The sequence below is a fragment of the Pseudoalteromonas arctica genome (assembly GCF_012927645.1).
GTDB lineage: Bacteria > Pseudomonadota > Gammaproteobacteria > Enterobacterales > Alteromonadaceae > Pseudoalteromonas > Pseudoalteromonas arctica_A.
Window position 1 is genome coordinate 1 of sequence record NZ_JABBMT010000063.1, and the last position, 3,830, is coordinate 3,830.

A 3,830-nucleotide genomic window follows, 5' to 3' on the forward strand; every position below is an offset into this window, starting at 1 on the left:
GCCATCTTCGAGTAATTGTTTTTCCCATTGGGGTATAAATACTTTGCAAAAATCATCGACATCGCAAAACAATTCAACTAATTTAATCATGCCTGTTCCTTGTCTATTCAATCGTTCTTGGTTGAAAGATCGGATCTCGGAACAGGCGTTTAGTTCAATTTCTTAAACGAGATTCAGGTTAATTAAATAATTATTTAGGGGATTTACAACTTCTCCATAATGGTACATAAAATTAATAATTAAAAACCATAGCTACTATTACGTAGGTGGAAAATATAGCGATAATAATATCTCGAACATTCTCAATTTCTGTTCGACTTTCTATATTTAATTTATCAATTTGAGTTAGGGAAGATTCAAGCTTTTCTGAAATACTTTCTTTAGCATAGATATTTAAAATGTCATCCACTCTTCTTTGGTAAACCTCAAGCTTAAACTTTGTATTTTCAGTAATTCTTGAAATAAATTTAACTTTTGTTTTTAGTGATCTAAATACAAGAAATAATGCTAGTAATGTACTAAATACTAAAGCTAAATTAATGCTTTTTTCAGCTACCCTTGATGCTGAAGCAAGAATCACAGCACCAGGCACAGCTAAAGCTTGAAGGTAAAACCCTTGCACTTGCTCTTCAACTTTATTTATAAACTCACTTACGTCGTCTTCTAGATCTTTTATGAATTCATCAAAAGAAAAACTTCTTAAATAAGTCTCATAGTTCAATTGGAAAATTTTTAAAACTTCTAAACTTGAACATAATATAGATAACTTTGAATCAGGATTTTTCTTTAACCATTTAATTATTGAGGTACGAAGAACAGAAAGCTTTTCATTCTGATGTGCATCTTTTTGTTTACATGAGTCTAAGAGTGGTGTTGGGTCAGAAATATTTCCAATCAGATCTTTAATCTCATCTGTAGAATATGCCTCAAATTCAATTTTTAAAGCTTCGCTTGCACCGCTTCCATCGACAACTAAGACTGTTCTTTCATTTTTCGGAGGCTCGCTTTTATAGTGGTGATCTGAAGCTAACCTAAACAACTCTAACCAATTTAGATATGATTTTGAAAACTGCCCTACTTCTACAAATTCTTCATTCATTATAAAAACTTTATCGCTTTGATAATTGTTACTATCTACAGCGCAGACAAAAGAATGATAAGATTCGAAAATAAAGTCGACATCTTCGACATCGACAGTCCCCTCACAATTAGAACTATCAAACTCCGAAGATTTAAACTCGCTCTCAGGGAACCAACTAAAAAAGTCGTGTTCAGAAACAGATCTTGATGCTAGATACTTACCATCAAAAATTAGTTTTCCTGAATTATACAGTTTTTCAAAAGTTTTGATTTGCATCGTCGTCATACTGAATTTTCTTTAATTGTGCTTTAACTTCTTGATCACTTACTTTCGTCTTAATTATTAATTCGCCCGTATTTTGGTTAAAGATGATACTGCCATCAACTCCCTTACTCTTTATTAAAGACTTTTTCAGTTTTAGATTACCAACATCGGTATCAAACGATATAAACTCTAGTTGCTCACGATCAGCTTTACTTATTGTGAATTCATCATTTATTTTATAGCTATTTTCTCTGATAAAATCCTCAAAAGAATCTCGTTCAACCTCCAATTGAGCGTTTTCTCTTAATGCGTTGTACATGATAGTACTTACATCTTGAAGTTTTGTTGGGAAACCTTTACGTTCGTTTTCATCCAGAAACCCTTTAACCTTAGCTTCGCATTTCTCCCTTTCTACTCTTCTAAGACTTAATTGTGAACCGTAATTTTCAAGAGCAGTTAGAAGGTTTTTAACGCTTTCTTGGTTTTTAATAACCTCTTCTGCATCTAAAAAATCTATAAAATATTTAGTAGCACCATTAATAAAGGAAACATCAGGAGGCTCTTGATTACTTAATGTATTTTGAAACTCATCAATTGAAAAAATTGCAGCTTGCATAACATCTTCAAAGTCTATGATATTAGTACCGTTCGGAGAACCATCATCATCAAACTTCAAAGCTGATTTATCTTTCAAAAGCATCACTAAAAAGAAGCTTCTGTAATCAGGGAGTTCTTCAGTATGCCTTGCAGTTGCTTTTTTGTACTTTAAAAAGATTAGTACTAATTTACTTTGAACCCTAGAAGAATTAAGTGATATCCCACTATGCAAATGAATTTTATTAACAAAATCATAAAATGGTATTTCAGTTTCATTTGAAAGGTGTTTTTCTAATTCAGATGGCAGAGTTTTGGGCTTAAGTGGGTAAGAAAATTTACCGTGACTCTTAACCTTTTTTCTAATTTTCCTTTCTGCTTCAGCTGCAAAGTCAACAACTGGCTTGGATGTTACTTGCCAATTATGACCAACTGTTCCAACCCATTTTTTTGAATCTTTATCTTGTTGATACGGGATACTTACACCCGCTAATACTTCAATCCCTGACATTATACACCTAGATATTTTATCTTATATGGAAATACAAAGTTTGATATTTACATAAACAACCATACAAGTCATCAATAATCGATTATGGATAGCATTGAAGTCCACAGCACAGCAATTAACTTCTAACTTTAGTTTATAAAATTATAGCAAGTCATTTAACTTAATATCCATAAACTAATTTATTTCCCCATTTTTCCAATGCTTTACGACGCTTTTCCATATATTCCTGCATATTATAAACGCCCTGCACCCCTTGCAATTGGTGGTTTAGTATTTTTTCAATCACTATTGGATCTGTTCCAATATCAGTATCTCCTAAGCGAGTAGCAACTGTTCTCCTTAAATCGTGAGGTACAAATTTTGGGACTCCCAATTGATCTAACTTTCGACTTATGGAGCGTGATAATGAATGCCTATCAATAGGCTGCTCACCTGGGCCAGATTTATTCGTTGTTGTACTCGGAAATACATATTTAGAATTGAGATAGCCAAATGCTGCACGTAACTCATCAAGTAAAATAACCATATTTTGAGTAATTGGTACTTTATGGGTTCTTTCGCCATCTTTGTTTTGCTTTACGCGTTCGGCTGGGATTGTCCATATCATTTTGTCAAAATCAAACTCTTGCCACTGTGCACCTGTAACCTCTATTGGCCGACAGCCCGTTAGAGTAATACACTTCAATGCGTAAATAACTTGCTGGCTTATACCTAGCTTTGGTAGGCGGTCAAATACTTGAATAACCTCTTCAAACTCAAGCGCTCTGGTTCTAGACTTTTCAAGACCACCTACGCTTTTCTTTTTCACTGTGTTAACAGGATTGCCCTGCATAAGGTCTCGCTCAACACCGAAGTCGAACATTTGTTTTAAAATAGAGAGTGTTTTATTAGCTTGGGTATTTGAACCCCGATCTTTTATTGGATCAAGCACCTTATTAAGAATGTCACGCCGAGTTATCTCTTTGAGCTTATAGCTGCCTATAAAGGGCAAAATGTCTTTTTTGAACATTCTAATTACAGGATCTACGTCTTTTCTGTTAACTTTAATATCTCTTTCAATAAACTCCTTAGCAAGCTCTTCAACAGTTGGTGATATATCCTCGATAAATTGCTGCTTTAGTGATATCTGCTTTGTTTCGTATACGTCCTCACCCAGAGCAACTCGCCCTTTTAGGCTTTCAACTTCCTTGCGCACATCTTTTAAATCACACTCGCCAAAGTACCCCAAATGGTAATTACGCTGTTTACCTTTGATCTGTTGTTCCGCACCCCTAATTTGAATTAAACTCGCTCATTAAATAGCCACTTGATTTGCTTTTGTAAATAAAAGCTTGACGCAGAACCCTAGGTTTGATCTATTACTCTCTTTTGAGAGCCTAA

The 3,830-nt window shown here is 34.1% G+C and carries 3 protein-coding genes and 1 pseudogene; all 4 read right to left on the minus strand.

The window, feature by feature from the left end; translation table 11 throughout:
- A pseudogene (locus HHO47_RS18685) lies at positions 1-90 on the minus strand (IS982 family transposase); the annotation flags it as partial.
- Between the two features lie 142 nt (positions 91-232).
- Positions 233-1,366 carry a hypothetical protein gene (locus tag HHO47_RS18690; RefSeq protein ID WP_169021656.1) on the minus strand — a complete coding sequence of 378 codons (1,134 nt, stop codon included), beginning with the start codon at positions 1,364-1,366 and terminating at the stop codon, positions 233-235.
- Positions 1,338-2,450, minus strand: coding sequence for a nucleoid-associated protein (locus tag HHO47_RS18695; RefSeq protein WP_169021657.1), 1,113 nt, complete (start codon positions 2,448-2,450; stop codon positions 1,338-1,340). The genes HHO47_RS18690 and HHO47_RS18695 overlap by 29 nt, the downstream gene beginning before the upstream one ends.
- A 160-nt stretch (positions 2,451-2,610) precedes the next feature.
- On the minus strand, positions 2,611-3,678 hold the full coding sequence (locus HHO47_RS18700; protein WP_248291053.1) for a tyrosine-type recombinase/integrase: 1,068 nt from the start codon (positions 3,676-3,678) through the stop codon (positions 2,611-2,613).
- Positions 3,679-3,830 lie beyond the last annotated feature (152 nt).

What these genes read in the sequence shown, in the direction of transcription:
- HHO47_RS18695 (WP_169021657.1), bottom strand. Translation starts at nt 2,450, where the DNA reads ATGTCAGGGATTGAAGTATTAGCGGGTGTAAGTATCCCGTATCAACAA.
- HHO47_RS18690 (WP_169021656.1), bottom strand. Translation starts at nt 1,366, where the DNA reads ATGACGACGATGCAAATCAAAACTTTTGAAAAACTGTATAATTCAGGA.